We start from the raw sequence: 22,130 nt of genomic DNA, 5'->3' as shown, positions 1-22,130 counted from the left end.
TGGGGGCGGTTTCTCAAATGAGTTTTTTATGTTGAGCACTCAAAAGAAAATTGTTTTTACAGCTCTAACTCTTGGAGTTTCGCTTGTCGCATTTATAGGGGTCATCGAAATTTACTCCCAGTGGCGAATGAAACCGCCCACGCTTAAGAAGGACCCCCGTCTTTACCAGCAAGTCTCTGCCGAAGAGCGCAAAACAATCGAAGCCCGATATCCGTTTCTCCAGCGTCGCCAGAGTGAAAAAAGTTATCCAGAATATCATGATCTTGTGCCACTTCAACGATCCAACTTTGAGCGTAGTCCCCAGGGAATACTAAAGCCCTTACCCAACGTCACCGAGAGGTTAGATGTGACTTATGCCGGGTCGAAGCAAATTCAGTATTCGACCGTGGAAAGCACTGATGGTTGGTCCCGCCGGCTTTCAGCACCGAGAGATCCAGCGAGTCCTCCGCGAGCGAAGCACCTCCTGATCATGGGATGTTCATTTGTCTGGGGCGATTGGCTCACCGATAGCGACACACTTCCATGGCTATTGAATGAGAAGCAAAAGACCTATTTCTCCTATAACCTAGGGGGGCCGGGGTACTCGGCCGCTGATGTGCTGGCGAGAATAGAGTTTGATGGTTTTTTCTCTGAAGTACAACCCAGGAGTGGGAGAGCGATTTATGTTTTTTATAAAGACCATATCAATCGCTTCGTCGGCAATTTTCGTCGCTTAGCGAAGGATCATGTCACGGCCTATTATGAGGAACTATCGCCTTACGAGTTTGAATTCCGTGGCAATCAAACCTCGGGCAAACCCGTGCAAACCCTTATCGCCAAACTGCTCTCCTCTTTTAAGGTCATCGATTTTTTTGATATCAATTATCCGATCGTTGGTCAGGGCGAAATGGACCAATACGCTCGCTTCCTCAAAGTTCTTGAACAAAAGTACCAGGAGGAGTTTGGCGCAAAGAATCCTTTTACTGTGCTGATCTACCCCGACGAGTACAAATCCATGGATTATGCAGCGCTGGTGTCCACTTTTAAGAGGCATCAGCTTGATGTTCTCGATTATAATAAATTTCCTCTGGCGGACTATATCGAAGGAGATTTTCTCCTTCCCGACAGTCATCCGAATAGAGCGAGCCACAATCTATTGGCGGATCTGTTAGTAACGGATCTTAAATTGAAAGACGGAGAAGAGTAGTATGTTGAGTATCCTTAAAGAATTCGGAGAGTTTCTGATCTACAACAAGAAGTGGTGGATGATTCCCGTGTTTGTGGTGTTTTTCCTTTTGGGGACCCTCATATTCTTTACCCAGGGAACAGCCCTCTCTCCTTTTGTGTATACTTTCTTCTAGAGTCGGAAAATTTTCTAAAGCTCCATTTTAACCGTGGGTCTCTCAATAACGTTGTATTTCCCGGTGAAATTGGGGAAACTCCAGCTATGTCCTTAAGTGTCTTCTTCGTCGTTATCGCCTCATCCCTCTTTCAAACGTGGTGGAATTTCCATTTAAAAAAAACCTCAGCGGATAAGGCCTCGTTTTTAATGGTGGGCTGGTTTATTTTTGGTGTGATCGCTACACCGATCAGTTACTTCGCGTTGAATATTCAGTTTTCAAGTTCGTGGTGGCCTTTTATTTTGTCGACGGGGATCGCGCAGGGACTTTATTTATTGGCTCTGACCCGTGCTTATGCCGTTGCGGATATATCTTTAGTTTTTCCGATTGCAAGAGGCCTAAGCATTGCATTTACAGCCCTCGTGATCTCGGCATTTGGCCTTAATGAACTTTCACCCACGGGGATTCTTGGAATTGGCTTGGTGGTGCTGGGTGCGGTGGCTCTGGGAAGTTACGAAATTCGAAATAAAAAAGCACGGCAGGGATTAATTCTCGCTTTTTTGCTCGGTTTACTTGTGGCGTCCTACACCGTTGTTGATAGTTTAGGTGCGCAAAAGATTCCGATTGTGTTTTATGTTTTAGTGATGAACGTCGCCGCTTCGGTTTTTGCGTTCCCGTTCTTGTATCAAAGTCGTAAAAAGCAGATTGTCGAAGTTTTAAAATATTACAAGTGGCAGGGATTTTGGGTGGGCTTTGCCGGCTCGGTCGGTTATCTCATCGTGATTTGGGCCTACACGCAGGCGCCCGCACCTTACATCGTGGCGCTGAGAGAAATCTCCATTGTATTTGCAACGCTTCTCGGGGTGTATGTGTTAAAGGAACCCATGTATCTGAGAAAGATTTTTGGTGTCGCCATGATTCTCGCAGGGATTCTTATTGTCCGTTTAGCCTAAGTTATGGCTGAAGACTGACATTAATTTAGGCTAACAGCCTCATTTCTTAACGAAAACTCATCTCTCGCAATTTGTTGATCGTGCAACAATGTCTTTTATATTATGCTAGACAGAGCTCTCAAATAAAGGATGTTTTCAAATGATTCGCGGAAAAGTTTTTTTAAAGATTCTTAAAAATGCTCAGTTCGGAACTGTCGATTTACTTTTGCCCAACGGCAAGACGGAACTTTATGGACATGGAGATCCTCTCATTCGAGTCGAAGTTAAAGAGTGGAGTGCATTGGATCTGATCTTTAGTAAAGGCGACATTGGATTGGCTGAAGCGATCATTGACGAGTCGATTGTGGTCGATGACGTCACGGCGCTGGTTCGTTGGGCTTGCGAAAATGATCAATCGTTAGCCCAAGCCCTCCACGGGACTTGGAAGGGCACATTCTTGGCAAAACTCCGTCATTTTCTAAATCGCAATGATCGCAGTGGATCGCAAAAAAACATTAGTGCTCACTATGATCTCGGAAATGGTTTTTATAATTTGTGGTTAGATTCAACGATGACGTACTCCGCGGCCATTTATAGCAAGGGTGCCACTCAGTTGGCGGAGGCGCAGAAAGCAAAATTCGATCGGATCGTTGAGGTTTTAGATATCAAGCCGGGCGATCATGTCTTAGAGATCGGCTGTGGGTGGGGAGGCTTCTTTAGTCACGCGGTGGAGAAGACGGGATGCAAAGTCACCGCGGTGATGAATTCCGCCGAGCAAGCCCGCCACAACGAAAAATTAATCGATCAAAAAGGAATGAAGTCCCATGTGAATCTCGTGAAACAAGATTATCGAGATATTCAGGGAAAATTCGATAAAGTAGTTTCCATCGAGATGATCGAAGCCGTTGGCGAAAAGTATTGGAAAGATTATTTCGAAAAAATCAATTCGTCACTGACGAGCCATGGGAAGGCCCTCATACAGGGCATTACAATTCGTGAAGATCTTTTTTCAAGCTACAAAAATCGAACGGATTTCATTCAGCAATATATTTTCCCCGGAGGAATGCTCCCGACGAAAAATACATTTTCGGAACATCCTCAAAAGCAAGGAATGAAGCTTGTGGATGTCTTTGAATTTGGTCATGACTACGCCCAAACATTAAATCAGTGGCGGCAGAATTTTAATCGGGTGATTCCACAACTTAAGCTCATGGGGTTCGATGATAAGTTTATTCGCCTGTGGAACTTATACCTTTCTTACTGCGAAGGTGCATTCCTCGCTAAACGCATCGACGTCGGTCAATTTGCGTTGGCAAAGTGAGATAGCCAAAGGATATAGCTCAGTGAAATAGCTCAGTGAGGTCGAGCCATTCAGTCTCGATCTTTCGCTTTTGAGCGAGCGATCAGTAGGCAGGGTGAATAGCTTTGTTATCGTAAAGCTAATTACAACCCAAAGGAGCCTATGCGCACTTCAGTTTTTTTATTTATGGTTTTTGTTTTTGGTCTGACTGGATGTTCCTCGTACAAATCCTACGTGAGCGAGGACTTGACCTCTTATTCCGAAATCAAAACGCCCAAGTATAACGACGAAGAAATTAAAGAACTTTTCGCTCGGAAAGCAAACTTACCGGCTCAATTTAAGTTGGCCGTCTATTTTAAGCACTCTCAAGCTTACAACGGAAGCGATTGGCGCTGGTCCCAAGAGGATCGAGACAGCATTTTAAATCTCTTAAGGGCCAATGCTCCCAAGGATCGCGTGGCAAGTATTTTCGAACTCAATTCTCATTTGGTGCGCGATCCAGATCTTCGAGATATCCGCACCGCTGCGGCGAAGGCCCGCGCGGATGCGGTTCTGGTGATCGAAGGTGTCGGTGCAGTCAAAACAGATATGAACTCCCTGAGCGGAACCTACGTCCTCCTTCTCCCGGCATTTTTTGTTCCCGGAAACACGATTGAGAGTTTGTTTGTCGTCAACTCGGCGATGTGGGATGTGAGAAACGAAATGTTGTATATGAGCTCATCGTCGGAAGGGCAATTGAGTGATGAGTATGTGCCGGCATGGAAAAAACGAGATGCCTTTTATCTTGCGGAGGCTAAAAGTAGAGCGCTCGAAAGTTTTAAAAACCGCTTAACCCAGGATTTATCGCAGATTCGATAATTTCGCGGGCAAATCTCTTTTACAAACTCCTCAATTTGAATTAAGAACTCAAGCCTTTACGAATTGAGGAATGATGGATTTTTCACAACTTTTGCGAAAGAAGCCGATAGACAAAATAATGGTCGATAGTGATCATGAAAGTCATTCAAGCGGTATGACCCGATCGCTGACAGTTCTGGATCTCACATCATTTGGTATCGCGGCCATTATCGGCGCCGGTATTTTTTCGACGATCGGCACGGCGGCTTCTCATGGTGGCCCGGCAGTTTCTTTCCTATTTATTTTTACGGCGATTGCCTGTGGTTTTTCGGCGCTCTGTTACGCTCAATTCGCTTCCACGATTCCTGTTTCGGGCTCGGCCTACACCTACGCTTACGCAAGCACCGGAGAGCTCGTGGCGTGGATCATCGGCTGGAATCTGGTGATGGAGTACGCGATCGGGAACATTGCGGTGGCCATCTCTTGGAGCGATTACTTCACTGCATTTTTGCACCAGTATCACATTCCATTTCCCAATTATCTGAGTATGGATTTTCTGACGGCGAAGCGGGGCTTCGAAGCCGTAAGTCCACTTCTGGCTCAAGGATCAACGTTGGAGGCGGTCGCTCAGCAGCAGACCCACTACGTGATGGATGCCTATAACGCCTATGTGATGGCGCCACGAGCGTTTAACATCCCTGTGGTGATGGATATTCCGGCCCTAATGATCAATGTGCTTTGCACTTGGATTGTTTATATCGGGATTCGCGAGTCCAAAAAAATTGCCAATGCGATGGTCTTGCTCAAAATTATCGTGGTGTTGACCGTGATCGTTGTCGGTTCGTTTTATATTCACCCCACAAATTGGGTGCCGTTTGCGCCCAATGGAATTTCTGGGGTTCTCAAAGGGGTGTCAGGCGTGTTCTTCGCTTACATCGGCTTTGATGCCATTTCGACGACGGCCGAAGAGTGTAAAAATCCTCGGCGAGATTTGCCGTTAGGGATGTTTTTTTCGTTACTCATTAGCACCGTATTGTATGTACTGATCTCATTAGTGCTCACCGGAATGGTTCCCTTTACTTCATTGAATGTGGGAGATCCATTGGCCTATGTGTTTGGGCCACAAGGTGCAAATCTTCCGTGGGTGTCATCGCTAGTGGCGGGGAGTGCGATCGTTGCCTTGTTCTCCGTCCTTTTGGTTTTTCAATTGGGACAACCGCGCATCTGGATGGTCATGGGGAGAGATGGACTACTCCCAAAAATTTTTGGAGAACTTCATCCTCAATATAAAACGCCGTGGTTTGCGACCATCGTCACGGGATTTGTCGTGGGAATTCCCTGCCTTTTTATGAATCTGACGGAAGTGACGGATCTCACCAGTATCGGAACTCTCTTTGCATTTCTCATTGTCTGCATTGGAACGTTGCTTGTCGACAACACCAACGCCCGTTTTAAAATCTGGTATATTAATAGTCAGTGGATTTTCCCGGTGATCGCTGGCGGCATTTTATATTTTATGTTGGCGTCTCGCCCTGAACTTTTAAATCCATTCAATTTCGAGCATGAAAACTTTGCCAACCATATGATTGCTTATTTTTATATCATATTTTTAATCTTCCTTGTCGTGTGGTCCTTTAGAAAAAAACTCTCATTAATTCCCGTACTTGGCGCTACGACGTGTAGTTATCTCATGACCGAGCTCGGCTATGTGAATTGGATCCGCTTTGGGGCATGGTTACTCGTCGGCCTTGCGATCTATTTTTTATATGGAATGAAGCGAAGCGCATTGAGGACGAAATTGACATAACTTGTCGATATCAGTATCAATCTAACCTTTTAATAAACTGTTCAAGGAGTTGTCTTTATGACGTTGGAAAGCCTCGTCTTATCCCCCCTCGTTGCTGGGGCCATCGGTCTCGTTCTTGCGTTAGTGCTCTATGTTCGCGTGATCAAGCAGCCGGCGGGTAACGAAACAATGAATCGTATCGCATCTTACATTCGCGAAGGAGCTATGGCTTTCCTCGTGCGGGAGTACAAAGTTCTTGCAGTGTACTCCGTAGTTGTCGGTGTAGCCCTGGGATTGACGCTCGGTTGGATCGCCTCGGCGTGTTTTGTTTTGGGAGCTTTCTTAAGTTTGTTGGCCGGATTCTTTGGAATGAAAGCCGCAACGTATGCCAACGTTCGCACAACTCAAGCGGCGTCTACGGGTTCTAAAGGCGCAGCCCTGTTAGTGGCCCTCGACGGCGGCGGAGTTATGGGTCTTGCGGTGGCAGGTCTTGGACTTTTAGGTTTAGGGGCTTTGTATTTGCAATTCCGTGGCGATGAAATTTTGCCCACGGCGCTTCACTCCTTTGCGGTCGGTGCCAGTTCCATCGCGCTTTTCGCACGGATCGGCGGCGGTATTTATACGAAAGCGGCCGATGTCGGAGCGGATATCGCAGGTAAAGTGATCGAAGGAATTCCCGAAGACGATCCTCGAAATCCAGGTGTGATCGCAGATAACGTCGGCGATAACGTCGGAGACGTTGCGGGAATGGGCGCAGACATTTATGAGTCCATGGTGGCTGCGATTGTTGCAGCAATGGCGATCGCTCTTACAATCCCTACAGAGAAACTATCGGCTCTTGTTGAAAACACCAGCGTCGATATCCGTTTTACTAGTATTTTGCTTCCTCTTTTATTATCAGCTCTGGGTTTAGCGATTTCTATTATCGTGATTTTTGCGGCTCGGATGTTCTCTTCGGCACGACCTGCTGTGGTTTTAAGAACAAGCTTGATTGTGCCCCCCATTCTTTTAACGGCGGCCTGCGCAGTGATTTTGCCCCTCTTTGGAATTTCACAATCTGTGACCGTCGCACTTGCCGCGGGCGCATTTGGTGGAGCTCTCATCGGGCTAGTGACTGAGTACTACACGGCTGCTCGTCCGATTCGTTTGGTGGCTCAGGCCAATTTAACGGGGCCAGCGACCGGTGTGATTCGTGGTCTTGCGGTGGGTATGGAGTCCGTAGCGATTCCAACATTAGTTGTGGCGATTGCGGCTTATGTGGCGGATCAAGCTTTGGGTCTCTATGGAATCGCTCTCTCTGCGGTGGGTATGCTCGCGGGGACCGCGGTGGTCATGACCGTCGATGCTTACGGCCCGATTGCGGATAACGCCGGCGGTATTTCTGAAATGAGCGGTCTCGGTAAAAACGTGCGCGACATCACTGATGAGCTCGATGCGGTTGGAAACACCACAGCAGCCATCGGAAAAGGCTTCGCCATTGGTTCGGCGATTCTGACCGTGGTGGCGCTGTTCTCAGCCTTCAATATGGAAGTGAATCACGTGCGGATTAGTAAAGGCCTTGCGGCGATGTCGCTCGATCTTACGTCTTCGGGTGTGTTGATCGGGATTCTTTTGGGCTCGATCCTTCCTTTCCTCGTTGGTTCAACAACGATGACAGCTGTGGGTAAAGCCGCAGGGGCGATCGTTGAAGAAATCGCTCGTCAATTCAAAGAGATACCAGGACTCCTTCAAGGAAAAGCTGAGCCTGAGCCTAAGAAGATTGTGGATATTGCGACCAAAGCAGCACTGTACGAAATGATCGTTCCAGGGCTGATTGCCGTTCTTGCTCCGGTGGGTGTGGGTTACCTTTTAGGACCACAAGCCCTCGCGGGAACATTGGCGGGAGCCCTTGCGGTGGGAGCCACCATGGCGCTCTTTATGGCGAATGCGGGTGGTGCTTGGGATAACGCGAAGAAGTTTATCGAAAAGGGCGGAATGCCAGGGCATGCTAAAGGCTCTGATGTTCACAAAGCCGCAGTTGTTGGTGACACCATCGGCGATCCGTTCAAAGATACGTCTGGCCCAGGTGTCGCGATTTTAATTAAGGTGATGTCCGTTGTCTCCCTGTTGATCGCTCAACTTATCGCTACCATTGGTGGCTAGGAGATTTATATGAGAAACAGACTCAAAAGCATATTCTACTCATTTGTTTCCCTCGCTGTGGTGGCACTGATTGGGTTTATTCTCATTAATTATTACAGCTATATTTTTGCAAAAACGATTGATGGTCAGGTGTTCGGGATCGAACGCGTGACCCAGCCGATGATGATCGTCGGCACCCAGGTGCAAACGGCCGACAACAATATTCTTTACTCTTTCACGGTGTCCATCAAGGATAAGGCGGGAGTCATCCACACGGCCACAAGCACGGATCGTCAGTGGGCCGTCGTGCAAAAAGGAATTTGTGTGGAAGCGAAAATCTTCCCATATCCATTTTGGAATCTGGATAAGAGCGGGACGTTCTTTAACGCTCGCTTACTTCTTCAGAAAGAATGTGGTACCGAGTTCGCCAAGCCCGAGTTAAATCCAGCTCCAACCCCAACTCCTCCCGCTCCCGCTCCGCAATAAGTTCCAAAGTGGTACTTTTCTAGAGACAGATGTGGAGTCAAAACCACACTGTCACTGCATTCTGTCAACCTCTCAGGAATCTGGTGACACTTTTTCAAAACACCTTTTTAATCACGAGGTGTAGGTTGAGTTCCAGCCTCATAAAATAAAGCCCCACTGGGGCCTCAAGGGAGAATAATATGAAAGCAATTCTTATCGCAGCTATCGTAGCCGTTATGCCACTTATCAGCTCTGCTGATCATCATACAACAGCAACTGGTGCTGCTCATAAAGCAGACACAGCAGCAACAACAACTGAAAAAACTGTGACTAAAACTAAAGAGACTGGCAAAGAAGCTATGAACAACGCTAAAGGAATGGCTCATAAAGCTAAGACTGAAGCTAAAACAACGACAGAATCAGTAAAAAAAGACGCTAAAGACGCTCATCACGAAATGACTAAGTAATTAAACTGTTGTAGGCTATTCTTACAACGGAGGAGACATCATGAAAAATATTATTATCGCTATCGTAGCAGCTATCTGTGTATCAGCTTGCTTATTCTCTAAAAAAGAAGAGACAACGACAACTACAGAAACTACGACGGAGCAAACTGCTCCTGCACCTGCTGAACCAGCTCCAGCTGAGCCAGCTCCTGCAGAGTAATTAAAGCAACTAGATTTAATATCTAAAGTTTGTTTGAAAAAGGGTGTTTAAAGCACCCTTTTTTTTATTCTTAATCCTTGATAAGGACATTCTATGAGAGTCGATGCGCATGTTCATGTTTCGATGTTCCCGAAGGCCGAGGCCGAGTCGTTTCTTGTTTCCACAGGGAAAAAATCGATTATGGCGGGTTATGATCAGCCCGATTGGATTCGACAGATGGAGATCAAGAAAAGCCATCCTCAATCGGTTGTTAGCTGCTTCGGTCTTCACCCGTGGCGAGTTCTCGAAATGACGAAAGATGAAATCGAGGAGCAGATGCGCTGGCTTGAGCAAAATCTTATTCACGCGCAAGCCTGCGGAGAGACAGGACTCGATTTTTTTCGAGATCCTCAAAAAGAAAAAGCGCATCTGCAGGAGGAGATTTTTCTTCGGCATTTGGAGCTGAATCGCCAGTGGAACAAACCACTTGTACTCCATTGTGTAAAAGCTCACGGTCCTCTCCTTGATCTCTTAACACGAGAAAATTTCACCGGGATCGCTCATGGCTTTTCGGGATCTTTCGAAGTTGCGGAAAGGTATGTTCAACTGGGTTACAAGATCTCTGTAGGGCGAGGGGTTTATCATTCAGGATATCATGGTCTTAAGGAAGCGGTTAAAAAGCTCCCCCTGGAAGCAATTCTTATCGAAAGTGATTCCACCTTCGAAGACAATGAATATCCTGATAAAATATTACAAAAAGTCGCAGAAACAGTAGCAGAGATCCGCTCTATTCCTGTAGAAAAAGTTTTTGAAGTCACAAGTCGCACGGCTCACGAGGTTTTTGACATTGGATAACACGTTTAGTTCCTCCTATTCAGATCGATTTTTTGGAATCGCTCGTCTTTACGGCAAAGAGGGGCTTAAAGCCCTACAGTCCTCGCACGTTCTGGTGGTGGGAATTGGTGGGGTGGGCTCATGGGTCGTGGAGTCCCTGGCGCGTTCAGGTGTTGGTCAAATGACCTTAGTGGATCATGACGATATTTGCGTGAGCAACTTTAACCGTCAAATTCATTCGCTCAATGGCAATGTCGGAAAATTTAAAGTGGAAGTCATGCGCGAGCGAATTTTAAAGATCAACGAAGAGTGCAAGGTGACTATTCATGCCGAAATGTTTGGTGACGATACGGCGGAGCAGATTTTATCGGAAAAATTCGACTACGTCGTTGATGCGATCGATAGCATTAAAGCCAAATGTCTACTTTTATCACTTTGCCATTCCCGAAAAATTCCTGTGATCACAATGGGGGGAGCGGGTGGTCGCAAAGACCCTTCAAAGATTAAAATCGCCGATCTTTCTCAAAGTCGTGATGACGCTCTCTTAAAATACGTTCGCAGAAACTTGCGACAGCATTTTAATTTCCCTAAAAAAGGGGACAAAAAGTTTAAAATTCCGTGCGTCTACTCCGACGAGAAACCCGTGTACATGCAGGACGATGGTTGCGTGACCGAAGATAAACCCGATTCGTTTTTAAAACCTCTGGATTGCGAGACGGGCTTCGGCACTGCGGCTCATATCAGTGCCACCTTTGGCTTTTTCGGAGCGTCTTACGTGATCCATCAACTCACTCAAGCAAAGACATCTGCGGAGTGACTTCCCCCAGACCAACACCGACACCAATGAGGCGCAAGGGGAGTGGGTTGGATTTCCAAAGTGAGAGAAGAAGTTCGATGAATTGTTTTTCGGTGGGTTTTCTTCCAAGAATTCTACGGTCGCTCGTCTTTAAATCAAAATCAAAATATTTGATTTTGATGGAGTAATTTCTAATCGCCGCGTCGGGGGTGCGACTAGCATCTAAACGTTCGACAAATCGCGAGTATACTTTTTTAAAGCCGTCCCGAATATCGTCCTCGGTGGTCAAATCTTTCGAAAACGTGATTTCGGCGGCGAGAGATTTCCGCACGCGATCGGTGCGCACTTGGCGGTGATCGATGCCGTGACTTAAATTTTTTAAAACGGGGCCCCATTTCCCAAAGTGTCGAATGAGCGCGAGAGTGTCGTAGTTCTGGATGTCTTCGCAGGTGTGGATGCCCAAGGAGTTCAGTTTATGAGCTGTCACCTTGCCGACTCCGTGAATTTTTTGAACAGGCAGGGATTTGATAAACTCCGCGATCATTTCCGGGGCCACGGTGTATTGGCCGTTGGGTTTGCGCCACTCGCTCGCAATCTTTGCTAAAAATTTATTCGGTGCAATTCCCGCCGAAGCGGTCAGTTGAGTTTCTTCCCAGATCTTCTGGCGAATTTCCTTGGCAATCAAAGTGGCAATTCCATTGTGGAAGGGACTGTCTGTCACATCGAGATAAGCCTCGTCCAGGGAGACGGCCTCGACGAGATCCGTATAGCGCGAAAAGATTTCGCGGACTTTACGGCTTTCCACTTTGTATTTGGCGAAATTGGAAGGGACCACGACGAGATGGGGGCAAAGATGAAGGGCTCTTTTGGTCGGCATGGCCGACCGGACTCCAAATTTACGGGCATTATAATTCGCCGTGGCAATGACCCCTCGTCGGTCGGAGCTCCCGCCGACCGCTACCGGCTGAGTCGCCAGTTGAGGGTTGTCCCTCACTTCGACCGCGGCAAAGAAGCAATCCATATCGATATGAATGATCTTTTTCACTGGAGTCATAACTAGAATAGACTACACCATCGAGGGGTGGGATGGTATCTAAGGATTCAATGCATCTTAACCCAATTCAAACAATAACTTTCAGTTTTGGTGCTATCTTATACGGGCCCAAGGGATGTTGTGTCTAAAGTGATTAAGAAGTTCTCCGCAGTATTATCCCTGGTCCCTATACTAACGTTCTTTACGATTTTGGCAGTTATGTTTTTGGCAGACTTTCGAAACCCGACCGATGAGTATTTTGTAAGAACAATTTTGCGGGGCTGTTTGATCATTATCCTCGCGACCGCAGTCACTCAATTCGTAAGTTTAAGTCTCATGTCTATTTTTTACGTTTTTGTCTCCGAAAGCGTCACGCCGATCCTGCAATCTTTCTTTCGTCGGCTGAGTTTTTTTGCTTTTGTGGATGTTTTTATTTTTTCGATCGCCATTTTTTATCGCACTTTGACTTTAGGGGAGTGGGTGTTTTGGTTGGCGATGGCGATGGTGATCGCCACTGTCGATTACTGGCTTAAAGTGATCCATGGTCCGATCAAAAATATGCATGTTTTTGCTCGACTTCACAAAATCGGCTTTTTAAAGTCGGTCTACGTTTTGCTACCTTTTTATTTTAACGCTTTTAATGCGTATTTCTTTCTCGCACTGAAGAAGGTCTTACTTCCTCTGACTTTTATCTTTGTCGCCTCGGACTTTAAAATCATTGTTCCTCGATTAGTGAATGCGGGCCTTTCTTTAGACGCGTTTATTTTATTTCTGAGTTTGATTATCAGCATTCACTTGTTAGCTTACCGCCCGGATACGGCGGCCTAAGGGTATGAGCATGAAAGAAAAACTTTTAGCGGTCTCTCAGTTAAAAATCTCTAAAGGTCTTTTTCCACTTTTAAGAAATGTGACTTTTGATCTGTATGATTCCGAAATCATGTGCGTGATTGGACCAAACAATGCGGGTCAGGATTTACTTTTAAGAGCTCTTCTGGGCGATCTTCAGCGCCATAAAATTGAGGGTGAGGTTGTGCTCGCGGGAAGCGCTAAATTGGGTTATGTTTCCGACTCACTCAACTGTATAGACGAACTCACTGTATTTCAAAACTTGTCGCTGGTCCTCAATTTTGTAGGTATTCAGTCGCAAACCCATTTAGCGGAGGCGGTCGAGGCCTCCTTGCGCGCGGTAGAGATGTGGAGCGAAATGAAGCCCAGACTTCATCACCTCACATCGACGTTATCAGATTTCGAAAAGCGTCGGCTCAATCTGGCGCGGACACTCATTTTTCGTCCCCGAATTTTACTTCTTGAAAATCCCACCAAGTCATTAGATCCCGTGGAGACGAGTGCGTTTGAAAAGATGATTGACGGACTTAAAAAGCAGTTGGCAGTGATCTGGGTGACTCATGATCTCGAGCAGGCGGGTCGTGTGGCTGATACACTTTTATTTTTGAAAAGTGGTGGAATGGTCGAGTATGGATCGACCGAGGTGTTATTTACGACGCCGGTGAGCTCCGAGACCGAAAATTTTCTCAGCCGGAGATTTTATGTTTAACGAGCTCAATATAAATCCAAAACTGGATCAAAAGCTTCACGAGCTCCGAGCTTTAGTGTTAACGATGGCGGGCTACATCGAAGAAATGGTCGATTTCTCCATGAAGGCGTTAGTGTTAAGAGATCCCCTTCAATTGGCAAAGATTGCGGATATTGAATTCGAAGTGAATTCTCTCCACAAAAAAATTGATGAGAAATGTTTTAAAATTTTAGCATGTCAGTCGCCGGTGACCACCGATCTCCGACTCATTCTCGCGATCATTAAAATGAATGTGGATCTAGAGCGGATGGGGGATTTGGCTTGCAGTAATTCCTATGCGATTAAAGACTATCTCGAAGCTCAGCCCGATATCATTGTTCAGAGTATCAAGCAAATGGCCACCACGGTGATGCGTATGGTGCGGGACTCGTTTGATGCCTTTATGGATCGTGATTTAAAGAAGGCCGAAGAGATCCTAAAACTGGATGATACGGTGGACACCTTTCGTAACCAGATGAGCACCCAATTGCGGGAAAAGATTAAAGAGACCGGAATGGATCTTAAGTCCATCATGTCTCTACTTTCCGTGGTGAGGAATCTAGAGCGTTTAGCGGATCATGCCACCAACATTGCAGAAGAAATTATTTTTTATCTAACGGGGTCCGACATTAGGCACCCCGATATAAGCAAGAATGATGTCAACAAAGGGGAGAGAAAATGATTCCATCAAAGGGTAAGATTCTAATTGTCGAAGACGAAGATGATATTCGCGAGCTTCTCCGGTTCAATCTCAACGGACGGGGCTACGATGTGACCTGTGTTGCGAGTGGTGAAGATGGCCTCTTAGCAATTAAGGACAAAAAATTTGATTTGCTTCTCCTCGATTGGATGCTTCCGGGAGTTTCGGGTGTTCAGGTGGCCAAAGTGGCTCGCGGCATGGAGAATGCGAAAGCCCTAGGTATTCTTATGCTCACCGCAAAGGGAGAGCCGGAGAATATTGTCGAAGGGCTTGAGGCGGGTGCCGACGATTACATTGTTAAACCTTTTGAGAATAACGTTCTTTGGGCGAGAGTCTCTGCTTTACTGAGACGTTCCCAGCGAGAGCAGTTTGTAGAGTCGAAAGAGATTGAGGCGGAAGATCTCACGCTAGGTCCCATTCGCCTGTCGCTAAAAACCTATCAGGTGATGATCCATGACGAACTCATTGAATTGACACCGTCTGAATTTAAGCTTCTGGCGACGATGATGTCGAGCAAGGGGCGCGTTATGACTCGCGAACGTTTGATCAACGAAGTGCAGGGTGAGGGAGTGAGTGTTATCGGACGTACGGTGGATACCCACATCTTTGGTCTTCGAAAAAAACTGGGCGTGAGTGGCGACCTCATCGAGACGATTCGTGGCGTAGGATATCGCATTAAAGAAGAGGCCTAGACTTGAATCTTAAGTTTTTCCCCATTAAAGCGGCTCGACGATTTATATTGAATCAATCGTTCTATTTGTTTTGTGGCGTGGCCATTGTCGTATTGTCCATCCGCCATTTTGTGGGAGCTAAGTTTACGGGCGAACCTCAATTTTTAAAGCTATCCACGGAGCTTGATGCTTTTGTTTTAAATCTGGGTTGGTTTTTACTTCTGATCGGATTTATCTACACGCTTCTTGTGGCCTACCTTTACTTTTACCCCTTGGGTCGATTGCTGGTGAAAGCTCGCAAAATCAAACGTGGGACTTACAAGAAAGAGTGGGATGAGGAGTTTCACGCCACTCGCGATATTGGAGAGTGGTACGAGCTTGAGCTCACTCTCAATAAAATTAATCGTGAGCTGACTAAGTACAAGCAGGAGAGTAAACGACGCCAGATTGAGATTGAATCTCTGGCGGGAGCCGTTTCCGACGGGATTATTGCCATTGATCCTTTGAAGAAGGTACAGTTTTTTAATGGCCAGATGGCTTTGATTTTAGGCAAAGAGTTTGATCCTTTGTCGCCCCCAGCATTTCTTGATGAAGTATTTCGTGCGCCAAAGTTGACGTTAGCTGTGGAAGAGGTCGCCGAAAGTGGCCAGCCCAAGCGCATGCAAATTCAGATGCGCCCTCATAAGACAAAAGAAAATCACATCTACGATGTGATCGTCACACCGGTCCGCAGTGACAAGCAACTCAATGACGGAGTGATTGCCGTCTTTCATGACGTCACCGAACTCAAAAAGGTCGAAGAGGTTCGAATCGACTTTGTGGCCAACGCCTCTCACGAGCTAAAAACTCCGATCACCTCCATCAAGGGATATTCCGAAGCTTTGGAGAAAGATCTCGAGGATCAGAATATCGCGGCCGCTCAAGAAAAGCTCAAGGTGATTCATCGGAATATTGGACGTCTAGATAATTTGGTGAAGGATCTGCTCGACCTCTCTCGTCTGGACTCCTCCGGCGAGACCACCAAAGAAGATATCGAGCTTGAGCCTTTTACCGACGAAGCGGTGAGAGAGATCCGAACTCTTTTTGAAAACAAAAAACAAAAAGTCGAAGTGAGTTGTAAGATTGTTTCCCTTCGAGCCAATCGAATTATGCTGAGTCAGGTGTTATCTAACTTGCTCGAAAATGCGGCTAAATACGCCGACGAAAATGCTCTAGTAAAGGTCACTTGGGAAACCCGTGGGGAGTTTAATACGCTGACGGTTTCTGATAGTGGTCCTGGGATTAGTGAGGAACATTTAAGCCGCGTGTTTGAGCGCTTCTATCGTGTCCAAAATGGAAAAGTGAAGAGTGGTGTGCTAGGGACAGGCTTAGGACTTTCGATTGTTCGCAACTGCATGCTCCGCCATCGCGGTCGTGTGGAGGTGGACAGTTTGCCAGGACGTGGCACTGTCTTTACATGCTATTTTCCTAAAAATGTATAAAATGATCCTATGACTCCTGAGATGAACGATTTTTTAAAAGTGAGTGGGCAGTGTGGGCGCGGCTACATGGCCTCTAATGGACCGACGGCGCGTTTGGAAGAAAAGCTATCTCAAGCGGGTCTCACCCATGGTTTTTTAACCGAATCCTACGCCACACCGACAGCGCTTTTTATCTCTGCGAAAAAAGATGATCATGTGGTTACCGCTCTTGAGCGCATTAAAGACAACGAGACAAATTTTACGGACATGCTGTTCTTCGATAAACTTTTACGTTTGCTGAGTGAAAGCAAATCCAATTTGCCATTGGTGAAAGAGCAACTCAATAATTTTACCTCGCAAAAATATAAATTTTGGCTGGTAGCACTGTCTTCTTGGCTGATTGGCTTTTTTGCGAGTTTTCTCCGTTATGGAGTCTTTAGTGCGGGAATTATTTCGGGGATAATCACGGCCATGGTTTATCTGATCAGTCGGCCACTTGCAGGCCATTTAAAGTTTAGCGGTGTCTTCACGGACTTTGTGGGCTGCCTGCTTTCCTTTTTTTTGGCCATTGTCTTGGGAACTCTCTTTTCCATTCCCGCTCCGATGCTGGTGATTGGAAGTCTGGTGTTGATTGTTCCTGGACTCACGCTGACTTCAGCGATCAGTGAGTTGGCCGAGCACAACTTTGTTTCGGGGACGGTAAAGCTGGTGAAGGCGGTGCTCATCATCGTCGCTATGGGAGTTTCTTACGTCATCGTGGATAATCTCATCACTCTGCTCAATGTTGCCAAGACAGTGCAGCCCATGGTTCCGCCAACATTTCCTCTATTAGAAAGCCCATTCTTTACAATGGTGGGACGGATATTTCTCTCGGTCTCCTTTTGCATATTTTTTCATGTGCCTTACAAGGCTTTGCCGGGTGCCATCGTTTGCGGTCTGTTGAGTGTTGTCGTACTCGATCAGTTTACTGATCCGCAGATCTTTGTGCTCGCGTCTTTTTTAGCATCGTTGACCGTGGGCATGGCGAGCCTGTTTCTGGGACGATTGTATCGTTGGCCCAGTCAGGTTTTTTCAACGCCAGGAATTCTTTTATTGGTTCCGGGGCTCATTGCACTTTCCACGTTTTATGACGTGAGCGGAGGAATGGTTCAGGGCAATCCGGCGTATCGAGTGGCTTTGACGGCAGGAGCCATTGTCTTTGGGCTCTTCTCGGCACGTATGCCCTTTCGAGTCTATAACTCGCTCGGAACCGACGACTATCATCCCGAACGTTTCTAGCAAAAATCAAGACGCATATACTGTTTTTTGTCGAACGCTTTCATTTCATTGGGGACCACTTCGAGAACCGTTTTTTTGATGGCATCGATCACATCAATCTTCCAATGATCCCGTCGGTAAACAAAGCTGATCTCGCGCGTGGGGCTTGGTGTTTTAAACTCACGAATATATTTTTTATCTTCTGAAGAAAAGTAATCGGCCATCATCGCGGGAATCATCGTGTACCCACTATTTTTTTGAACCACATGCTTTAGAGTTTCTAAGGAACCACTTTGAAAGTGAATATTAGCCAACACCGGTGTTTCGGTGTCGGGGAGCGAGCAATAATTCGCCACCTGATCTTTAAAACAGTTTCCATCTTGAAGCATCCATAGCTGTGATTGATCAATATCTTTATCGGTGATGATTTTTTTCTTAAGTAGTGGATGGTTTTTAGAAAGGTAGAGATAAAAGGGCTCGTAATACAGAGGGTGTTCCTTGAGACCTTGGACGTGGGTCGGAGTGGCGAGTATAGCTCCGTCAATACGATCAGCTTTAAGATCTTCTAAAATGGTCGCAGTCTTAAGTTCTTCAATAAAAAGCGAAACAAGAGGATATTTGGCCGCGATTTTCGAGACGATCAGCGGAATGATATATGTTGAGACCGTAGGAATGATACCTAAGTGGAACTCACCACTGACTTCCCCCTTGTGAGTCTTACTCACTTGAATCAGTTTTTGATGCTCTTTAAGAACCACCTTGGCCTGCTCTATGAACATGGCGCCCTCAGGTGTAGGGACGATCGGCTTTTGCACTCGGTCGAAAACAATAATTCCGAGCTCGTCCTCGAGCTTTTGAATTTGCAAGCTGAGTGTGGGTTGAGCCACACGGCAGGCCTCCGCCGCCTTACCAAAGTGCCGATATTTATCCACAGCTAAGACGTATTCGATCTGTGCTAGGGTGGTCATGACGCCCCTCTCGTTTAATCTATTGAATCATTTATATGATTTATAATATCAATCGATCGATAATATAAATCAATTTTACTTTTCTATTTATATTACCGATTATGGGGTATGTTCTCAAGTCATTTTTTTGAGAGATACAAACGTAACGTTCTTAGAAGGAGCAAAACATGTTAGGCATTGGAAAAAAAATTCCCAACTTTAAAGTCAAAGCAACAATTTCCACAGATCCGAAAACGGCATTCACAGAAATCACTCAGGACACGTACAAAGGGCAATGGCTCGTCCTATTCTTTTATCCCAAGGATTTTACCTTTGTATGCCCCACGGAAATCAAAGGATTTGGCGATCTCAATAAAAAGTTTAAAGACCGTGATGCTCAGGTACTAGCGGCGAGTGTCGACTCGGAGTTCGTACACATGGCATGGAGACAAAATCACCCGGATCTTAAGGACCTCCCATTTCCTATGTTAGCGGACGTCAAGCGTGAGCTTTCGACCGCATTAGGGATTATTGACGATAACGAAGGTGTTTCTCAGAGAGCGACTTTTATCGTAGATCCTGATGGAATTATTCGTTTTGTGTACGTGACGGATTTGAGCGTCGGACGTAACCCTGAAGAAGTTCTACGAGTACTCGATGGTTTACAAACGGATGAATTGTGTCCGTGCAATTGGCAGAAAGGTGAAGAAACTATTCAGGTCTAATTCAGAATAGTTTTTAAGGAGCTTTTATGTCGTTAAATCAAATTATAGATAAAATCCCCGATTACGGGAAAGATATACGACTCAATTTAGAGACAGTTCTCACGACAGCGGGAGCGCCGGGTTTAACTGAGAATCAGATAGCAGGCGTGGCGCTCGCCTGCGCCTACGCGGTCTTGGATAAAGAACTGAGTCAAAATATTGAGGCGCATTTTTCCACCGTTGATCCTACGCTCGTGACCGCCGCGAAATCGGCGGCAACGATTATGGGTATGAATAACATTTACTATCGTTTTCTGCATCTTTCCGAAGACAAAGAGTTTTCAAAAATGCCTGCGAAATTGAGAATGAATGTGATCGGTCGACCGGGCATTGATAAAGTGGATTTTGAACTCATGTCTTTAGCGGTGTCGGCGATTTCTGGCTGTGGAATGTGTATTAATTCCCATGTGGCAGAAGTAAAAAAAGCGGGCGTCAGTAATGAGGGCATTCAGTCCGCGGTTCGTATCGCGTCGGTGATCAACGCTGCGAAAACTGCAGTTTCTCTAGCGTAGAGAGTTTATATTCACTTTAGCACTTTCTCCGGCACATTGGTGCCGGAGTGGTTTTTTGTAATTGTTACTTTACTGTCAAAATCATTACAGTTGAAACATAGTCTGCGATGGATACAATGGCGGCTCTCGAAAGGATTGATGATGAGACATGCCCTGCAGCTAATGTGGTTCACCGTTGTTTTTTCGTTCACTACTTTGGGATCTGCCTCAAGCGCCACCACCCGAGAAGGAGTTGTTACTCCTCATAATTTTAGCGCATCCATCTCTAACGCTTTAGAGTCTCTCATGCAGGATGAAATTTTTCATCTGGGCAGTCGACGCGGGCAGCGCGTTTCTATTCCTGATCTATTACACATCGTTAGATCTAACCAAATCCGCTTTGTCACTGTTCCGTACATAGCAAAACCAGATTCTGCAAATCGCTTTTCGGCTTTTAGCGATCCTGTGAACCGAACTATTTTTATTAATGCGTATGATCCAATGATTAATAAGCTTCTTCGTCCCATAGCGCTGCATGAGTTTTTTATGAATGTGGGAATTGATGATGCTGAATACCAGCTAGCCCTCCTCATTGATGCTTACTTAAATGTGAGTCATGATTTGAGCTTCGCATTCATTATAGATCCCGCAGCAGCTCGCGAGAAAAGGAAGCTGTTAAAAACTCTTCTTTTAAATGCGATGAATCAGTATGTGAGGCATACGGGTGGGGCGAGGCCCTTCGTCACTATGGTGGAAGCGAACAATAAGATTCATCTGCCGGACGGTGGGAGTAGTGTTGGCAATGGCGGAGACAGCAACGATATCTTTTTTAAAAGAGAAATTTTGAATCACTTCATGACCCATTTCATGAGGAATTCGTCTGCCATCAACACGGACACCACGGCTTTTTTAATTGATCTTGTGAGTCTTCGCGTACGTCTCAATTTCGTCGAGTTGTCAGAGACTCGCTATTTTATTTCAAAAACGACAAATATGCTGTCTCTGGTGTATACTTCGATCTCGCCTTCGAGTTTTGAGCGTGCCCTACGATTTTCTAAAAACTACACAATTCTGCAGTGGAACTCTAAAAACGGGAACTATCTTCACGCTAACGCGGAAGAAACGATTTTTAAAAAAATGAGAGGTCAGCCCGCAAATCTCCGTTGCCTTAAACTAGAACCCAACTTGGACACTTTGACGTCATTGAGAAAATCGAAGTCCCAATCCTTAGACTCCGAAGCAAAACTAGTATTGCCTTTTCGACTTTCTCATGTCGAATCGGAGGCCCAACTCAAAGAATTGTGTGGGGATTACTAATGAGATCACCCACAGTTCTTTCTAAATTTTACGAAATTAAAAAAAGAGATAATCCTCGATTTTCTCTTAAATCTTTATCTGAAAAACTTTCTTTAAGTAAATCGTATACTCATCAAATTCTTAAAGGGGATCGAACTCCGCCACTTTCCATCGTTGATGAGATTTGTAAGGTCCTAGATGTGGACGATGTTTCGAAGGATCGATTAATCAATCAGCTTTTCGCAAAAAAAGGTCTCTTGCGAAACAATGCGAAGTCCGCTTTGGAAAAAGAAAAAATCATTACCGAGGATAAGAGGAACTGGCGCGCAATCTCGAAGAGCGAAATTAATTTGATTCGCAATTCTCATTATATGCCGATTCTTGATTGTACGCTACTATCTGACTACGACGGAACTGTAGAATATGTCGCAGATCAACTGAATCTCGATTTTATGACAGTGGAGACGGCTTTTACCGAGCTTCAGGTGAATGGGTATCTGGTAAAGAACGAAAAGGGTCACTGGGTGAAGGCCTACAAGTTTATCGAATTTAATTCTAAGATATCTCGCACCGAAATTCGCTCCTTCCACAAGGCCTGCCTTAAAAAGATCGAAGATAACCTTACGTATAGAACCGATGATTTGGATGTAGAGTCCCGTCAGATCACCCACTCATTATTGACCTGCCGTAAAAAAGATATTCCTCTGATCAAGCAAAAGATTGCCGCCTTTAATAAAGAGCTCGTCGAAGAGTTTGGCGCTCGTGAGAAGCCTGATGAACTCTACCAGTTAGGCCTTAGTTTTATTCCACTCTCCACCGGCCGCCAAAACGAATAGTGCTTATTTTTTAGGATTTTCAGTGGGTTAGCCTATAGTAAAAAATGGACTATCGTACGCAATGTGC

Annotated in this window: 24 protein-coding genes; 22 read left to right on the top strand and 2 right to left on the bottom strand. The window is 45.8% G+C overall.

Annotated elements, in window-relative coordinates; translation table 11 throughout:
* The first annotated feature begins 28 nt into the window (after nucleotides 1-28).
* From K2Q26_06070 to K2Q26_06015, 12 genes are all read left to right on the top strand, one after another.
* Nucleotides 29-1,186 (top strand): hypothetical protein, encoded by a 1,158-nt coding sequence (locus K2Q26_06070; GenBank protein ID MBY0315064.1) that lies wholly within the window; start codon nucleotides 29-31, stop codon nucleotides 1,184-1,186.
* Between the two features lies 1 nt (nucleotide 1,187).
* Nucleotides 1,188-1,340, top strand: a complete 153-nt coding sequence (locus K2Q26_06065) for a hypothetical protein (GenBank protein ID MBY0315063.1) — start codon at nucleotides 1,188-1,190, stop codon at nucleotides 1,338-1,340.
* Nucleotides 1,341-1,426: 86 nt separating this feature from the next.
* A complete protein-coding gene (locus K2Q26_06060; GenBank protein ID MBY0315062.1) occupies nucleotides 1,427-2,272 on the top strand; it encodes a DMT family transporter in 846 nt (281 codons plus the stop codon).
* 139 nt (nucleotides 2,273-2,411) lie between these two features.
* Complete coding sequence (locus K2Q26_06055; GenBank protein MBY0315061.1) at nucleotides 2,412-3,572, top strand: cyclopropane-fatty-acyl-phospholipid synthase family protein; 1,161 nt, start codon at nucleotides 2,412-2,414, stop codon at nucleotides 3,570-3,572.
* Between the two features lie 141 nt (nucleotides 3,573-3,713).
* The gene (locus K2Q26_06050; protein ID MBY0315060.1) at nucleotides 3,714-4,409 is read left to right on the top strand and encodes a hypothetical protein; all 696 of its coding nucleotides are present in this window, start codon (nucleotides 3,714-3,716) and stop codon (nucleotides 4,407-4,409) included.
* A 70-nt stretch (nucleotides 4,410-4,479) separates the two neighbouring features.
* Entirely contained in the window at nucleotides 4,480-6,195 is a 1,716-nt protein-coding gene (locus tag K2Q26_06045) for an amino acid permease (GenBank protein ID MBY0315059.1), read from the top strand.
* A gap of 57 nt (nucleotides 6,196-6,252) precedes the next feature.
* Nucleotides 6,253-8,316: a sodium-translocating pyrophosphatase gene (locus tag K2Q26_06040; GenBank protein ID MBY0315058.1), complete on the top strand. Its 2,064-nt coding sequence runs from the start codon at nucleotides 6,253-6,255 to the stop codon at nucleotides 8,314-8,316.
* A 9-nt stretch (nucleotides 8,317-8,325) separates the two neighbouring features.
* Nucleotides 8,326-8,781 carry a hypothetical protein gene (locus K2Q26_06035; protein MBY0315057.1) on the top strand — a complete coding sequence of 152 codons (456 nt, stop codon included), beginning with the start codon at nucleotides 8,326-8,328 and terminating at the stop codon, nucleotides 8,779-8,781.
* Nucleotides 8,782-8,960: 179 nt separating this feature from the next.
* Nucleotides 8,961-9,227 carry a hypothetical protein gene (locus K2Q26_06030; protein ID MBY0315056.1) on the top strand — a complete coding sequence of 89 codons (267 nt, stop codon included), beginning with the start codon at nucleotides 8,961-8,963 and terminating at the stop codon, nucleotides 9,225-9,227.
* 40 nt (nucleotides 9,228-9,267) lie between these two features.
* Nucleotides 9,268-9,426, top strand: a complete 159-nt coding sequence (locus K2Q26_06025) for a hypothetical protein (protein ID MBY0315055.1) — start codon at nucleotides 9,268-9,270, stop codon at nucleotides 9,424-9,426.
* A 93-nt stretch (nucleotides 9,427-9,519) separates the two neighbouring features.
* Nucleotides 9,520-10,260, top strand: a complete 741-nt coding sequence (locus tag K2Q26_06020) for a TatD family hydrolase (protein MBY0315054.1) — start codon at nucleotides 9,520-9,522, stop codon at nucleotides 10,258-10,260.
* Complete coding sequence (locus tag K2Q26_06015) at nucleotides 10,247-11,056, top strand: tRNA threonylcarbamoyladenosine dehydratase (protein MBY0315053.1); 810 nt, start codon at nucleotides 10,247-10,249, stop codon at nucleotides 11,054-11,056. The genes K2Q26_06020 and K2Q26_06015 overlap by 14 nt, the downstream gene beginning before the upstream one ends.
* Here K2Q26_06015 and dinB read toward each other — a convergent pair.
* Complete coding sequence (dinB, locus tag K2Q26_06010; protein MBY0315052.1) at nucleotides 11,028-12,080, bottom strand: DNA polymerase IV; 1,053 nt, start codon at nucleotides 12,078-12,080, stop codon at nucleotides 11,028-11,030. The two genes, K2Q26_06015 and dinB, sit on opposite strands and share 29 nt — an antisense overlap.
* A gap of 129 nt (nucleotides 12,081-12,209) precedes the next feature.
* Between dinB and K2Q26_06005 the strand changes: the two genes are divergently transcribed.
* Genes K2Q26_06005 through K2Q26_05980 form a run of 6 tightly spaced genes read left to right on the top strand, consistent with a single transcriptional unit; the run spans nucleotide 12,210 to nucleotide 17,750 of the window.
* The gene (locus tag K2Q26_06005; protein ID MBY0315051.1) at nucleotides 12,210-12,896 is read left to right on the top strand and encodes a hypothetical protein; all 687 of its coding nucleotides are present in this window, start codon (nucleotides 12,210-12,212) and stop codon (nucleotides 12,894-12,896) included.
* 10 nt (nucleotides 12,897-12,906) lie between these two features.
* Nucleotides 12,907-13,623, top strand: coding sequence for an ATP-binding cassette domain-containing protein (locus K2Q26_06000; GenBank protein MBY0315050.1), 717 nt, complete (start codon nucleotides 12,907-12,909; stop codon nucleotides 13,621-13,623).
* On the top strand, nucleotides 13,616-14,323 hold the full coding sequence (phoU, locus tag K2Q26_05995; GenBank protein ID MBY0315049.1) for a phosphate signaling complex protein PhoU: 708 nt from the start codon (nucleotides 13,616-13,618) through the stop codon (nucleotides 14,321-14,323). The genes K2Q26_06000 and phoU overlap by 8 nt, the downstream gene beginning before the upstream one ends.
* 23 nt (nucleotides 14,324-14,346) lie before the next feature.
* Nucleotides 14,347-15,033 carry a response regulator gene (locus tag K2Q26_05990; protein ID MBY0315048.1) on the top strand — a complete coding sequence of 229 codons (687 nt, stop codon included), beginning with the start codon at nucleotides 14,347-14,349 and terminating at the stop codon, nucleotides 15,031-15,033.
* Nucleotides 15,034-15,035: 2 nt separating this feature from the next.
* Nucleotides 15,036-16,493, top strand: coding sequence for a PAS domain-containing protein (locus K2Q26_05985; GenBank protein ID MBY0315047.1), 1,458 nt, complete (start codon nucleotides 15,036-15,038; stop codon nucleotides 16,491-16,493).
* Between the two features lie 21 nt (nucleotides 16,494-16,514).
* On the top strand, nucleotides 16,515-17,750 hold the full coding sequence (locus K2Q26_05980; protein ID MBY0315046.1) for a threonine/serine exporter family protein: 1,236 nt from the start codon (nucleotides 16,515-16,517) through the stop codon (nucleotides 17,748-17,750).
* On the opposite strand, the gene K2Q26_05975 is transcribed toward K2Q26_05980, so the two are convergent.
* Nucleotides 17,747-18,697, bottom strand: a complete 951-nt coding sequence (locus K2Q26_05975) for a LysR family transcriptional regulator (GenBank protein ID MBY0315045.1) — start codon at nucleotides 18,695-18,697, stop codon at nucleotides 17,747-17,749. The two genes, K2Q26_05980 and K2Q26_05975, sit on opposite strands and share 4 nt — an antisense overlap.
* 167 nt (nucleotides 18,698-18,864) lie before the next feature.
* On the opposite strand from K2Q26_05975, the gene K2Q26_05970 reads away from it, so the two are divergent.
* The 4 genes from K2Q26_05970 (at nucleotide 18,865) to K2Q26_05955 (ending at nucleotide 22,063) form a co-directional block, all read left to right on the top strand.
* Nucleotides 18,865-19,401, top strand: coding sequence for a peroxiredoxin (locus K2Q26_05970; protein ID MBY0315044.1), 537 nt, complete (start codon nucleotides 18,865-18,867; stop codon nucleotides 19,399-19,401).
* A gap of 26 nt (nucleotides 19,402-19,427) precedes the next feature.
* Nucleotides 19,428-19,952 carry a carboxymuconolactone decarboxylase family protein gene (locus K2Q26_05965; GenBank protein MBY0315043.1) on the top strand — a complete coding sequence of 175 codons (525 nt, stop codon included), beginning with the start codon at nucleotides 19,428-19,430 and terminating at the stop codon, nucleotides 19,950-19,952.
* Between the two features lie 138 nt (nucleotides 19,953-20,090).
* Nucleotides 20,091-21,248, top strand: a complete 1,158-nt coding sequence (locus K2Q26_05960) for a hypothetical protein (protein MBY0315042.1) — start codon at nucleotides 20,091-20,093, stop codon at nucleotides 21,246-21,248.
* On the top strand, nucleotides 21,248-22,063 hold the full coding sequence (locus K2Q26_05955) for a TIGR02147 family protein (protein ID MBY0315041.1): 816 nt from the start codon (nucleotides 21,248-21,250) through the stop codon (nucleotides 22,061-22,063). Before K2Q26_05960 ends, K2Q26_05955 begins: the two co-directional genes overlap by 1 nt.
* Nucleotides 22,064-22,130: the final 67 nt, after the last annotated feature.

The organism is Bdellovibrionales bacterium, assembly GCA_019750295.1.
In the GTDB taxonomy this organism is placed as follows: Bacteria; Bdellovibrionota; Bdellovibrionia; order Bdellovibrionales; family JAGQZY01; genus JAIEOS01.
The sequence above is the reverse complement of the archived record's forward strand: the minus strand, read 5'-3'. Positions and strand labels throughout refer to the sequence as shown.

Bases quoted from the DNA above. Each gene is read 5' to 3' on its own strand.
- K2Q26_06070 (MBY0315064.1), top strand. From the start codon at position 29: ATGTTGAGCACTCAAAAGAAAATTGTTTTTACAGCTCTAACTCTTGGA.
- K2Q26_06065 (MBY0315063.1), top strand. From the start codon at position 1,188: ATGTTGAGTATCCTTAAAGAATTCGGAGAGTTTCTGATCTACAACAAG.
- K2Q26_06060 (MBY0315062.1), top strand. From the start codon at position 1,427: ATGTCCTTAAGTGTCTTCTTCGTCGTTATCGCCTCATCCCTCTTTCAA.
- K2Q26_06055 (MBY0315061.1), top strand. From the start codon at position 2,412: ATGATTCGCGGAAAAGTTTTTTTAAAGATTCTTAAAAATGCTCAGTTC.
- K2Q26_06050 (MBY0315060.1), top strand. From the start codon at position 3,714: ATGCGCACTTCAGTTTTTTTATTTATGGTTTTTGTTTTTGGTCTGACT.
- K2Q26_06045 (MBY0315059.1), top strand. From the start codon at position 4,480: ATGATGGATTTTTCACAACTTTTGCGAAAGAAGCCGATAGACAAAATA.
- K2Q26_06040 (MBY0315058.1), top strand. From the start codon at position 6,253: ATGACGTTGGAAAGCCTCGTCTTATCCCCCCTCGTTGCTGGGGCCATC.
- K2Q26_06035 (MBY0315057.1), top strand. From the start codon at position 8,326: ATGAGAAACAGACTCAAAAGCATATTCTACTCATTTGTTTCCCTCGCT.
- K2Q26_06030 (MBY0315056.1), top strand. From the start codon at position 8,961: ATGAAAGCAATTCTTATCGCAGCTATCGTAGCCGTTATGCCACTTATC.
- K2Q26_06025 (MBY0315055.1), top strand. From the start codon at position 9,268: ATGAAAAATATTATTATCGCTATCGTAGCAGCTATCTGTGTATCAGCT.
- K2Q26_06020 (MBY0315054.1), top strand. From the start codon at position 9,520: ATGAGAGTCGATGCGCATGTTCATGTTTCGATGTTCCCGAAGGCCGAG.
- K2Q26_06000 (MBY0315050.1), top strand. From the start codon at position 12,907: ATGAAAGAAAAACTTTTAGCGGTCTCTCAGTTAAAAATCTCTAAAGGT.
- phoU (MBY0315049.1), top strand. From the start codon at position 13,616: ATGTTTAACGAGCTCAATATAAATCCAAAACTGGATCAAAAGCTTCAC.
- K2Q26_05980 (MBY0315046.1), top strand. From the start codon at position 16,515: ATGAACGATTTTTTAAAAGTGAGTGGGCAGTGTGGGCGCGGCTACATG.
- K2Q26_05975 (MBY0315045.1), bottom strand. From the start codon at position 18,697: ATGACCACCCTAGCACAGATCGAATACGTCTTAGCTGTGGATAAATAT.
- K2Q26_05970 (MBY0315044.1), top strand. From the start codon at position 18,865: ATGTTAGGCATTGGAAAAAAAATTCCCAACTTTAAAGTCAAAGCAACA.
- K2Q26_05965 (MBY0315043.1), top strand. From the start codon at position 19,428: ATGTCGTTAAATCAAATTATAGATAAAATCCCCGATTACGGGAAAGAT.
- K2Q26_05960 (MBY0315042.1), top strand. From the start codon at position 20,091: ATGATGAGACATGCCCTGCAGCTAATGTGGTTCACCGTTGTTTTTTCG.
- K2Q26_05955 (MBY0315041.1), top strand. From the start codon at position 21,248: ATGAGATCACCCACAGTTCTTTCTAAATTTTACGAAATTAAAAAAAGA.